Origin of the sequence: Agromyces humi (genome assembly GCF_009720255.1) — a bacterium.
Lineage (GTDB): Bacteria > Actinomycetota > Actinomycetes > Actinomycetales > Microbacteriaceae > Agromyces > Agromyces humi.
In genome coordinates this window covers 1-1,053 of record NZ_WJSP02000668.1, presented here as the reverse complement: position 1 = coordinate 1,053, position 1,053 = coordinate 1, and the positions used below count along the sequence as shown (strand labels likewise).

Genomic DNA, 1,053 nt, shown 5'->3' with positions numbered 1-1,053 from the left:
GGATGAGGCGCCCCGGCGGCCGGTCGAGGTGCTCGAGCTCATTGACGGTGAGCACCGCCTTCCCCGACGCGGTGTCGAAGCGGCGCTCGTCGCGCGGCCCGTTCGGCAGCACGAAGCCGTCCTTCCGTCGTAGTGGACGCTCGTGTAGGGCTCGTCGCCGATCCAGGCCGCGACGTCGGAGTCGCGGCCGTAGGCGACGAAGACCGTGTCGGGACCCGAGACCGTGATCGTCTGCTTGCCGGCGTACGCGCCGAGCGCGTCGGGCTCGATGACGGTGTAGGCCGCGTCGGAGTCGACCTCGGTCGACAGCACGACACGGTCGGGGTCGAGGAAGACGGTGCGCTGGGCGATGCCGAACCCGATCATCACGGCCGCAGCGATGAACGCCACGATTGCGAGGGCGAAGCGCACGAAGAAACCTCCGGTGCCGCGATCCGCGGCTTCGAACAGGGACGCTCCACATTACCGGCGCAGTCTGGGAGAGTGCCAACCGCCACCTGTGCGCCCGATGCATCCGCCGGCGCGGATGCCGCCTGCCGAGGCCTGCATTCCCGCGTGCGCACGCGGGCGCGCGTGCCCGTACAATCGACACCGACCCGCACGAGCCCCCCACGAACGCGGGACAAACCCCGGAGGAAGAATTGGCTGTCGAAGAGACCGAGTTCACGCAGGTGTTCCGCGGATACGACAAGGACGAGGTCGACAAGAGCATCAACGGGCTCCGACGCGACATCATCAACACGAACACCCAGCTCGCCGAGCAGGCCAAGGAGAACAAGCGTCTCCACGCCCGCATCGAGGAGCTCACGGCAGAGCTCGAGGAGGTCGGCAGCCCGACCTTCTCCGGCCTCGGCACCAAGCTCGAGAACACGCTCCGGGTGGCCGAGGAGCAGTCCACGCGACTGATCGCCCAGGCCGACATCGACGCCGAGCTGCCGCAGTGCCCGCTTCAGCGGCGAAGCGCCCGAGAGCAGGCCCACCGTCGCACCGGTGGCCAGCAGGGCGACGCTCACGAGCACCGTCGCGGTGATGATCGCCGCGGTGCCGCTGAGG

At 69.1% G+C, this 1,053-nt stretch carries 1 protein-coding gene and 1 pseudogene; one reads left to right on the top strand and one right to left on the bottom strand.

The features are described from left to right. Positions 1-411 (bottom strand): annotated as a pseudogene (locus GH736_RS23380) (hypothetical protein); the annotation flags it as partial. Positions 412-641: 230 nt separating this feature from the next. Between GH736_RS23380 and GH736_RS25575 the strand changes: the two are divergent. Next, on the top strand, positions 642-1,053 hold a 412-nt coding region (locus GH736_RS25575), incomplete at its 3' end, for a DivIVA domain-containing protein (protein WP_159607442.1).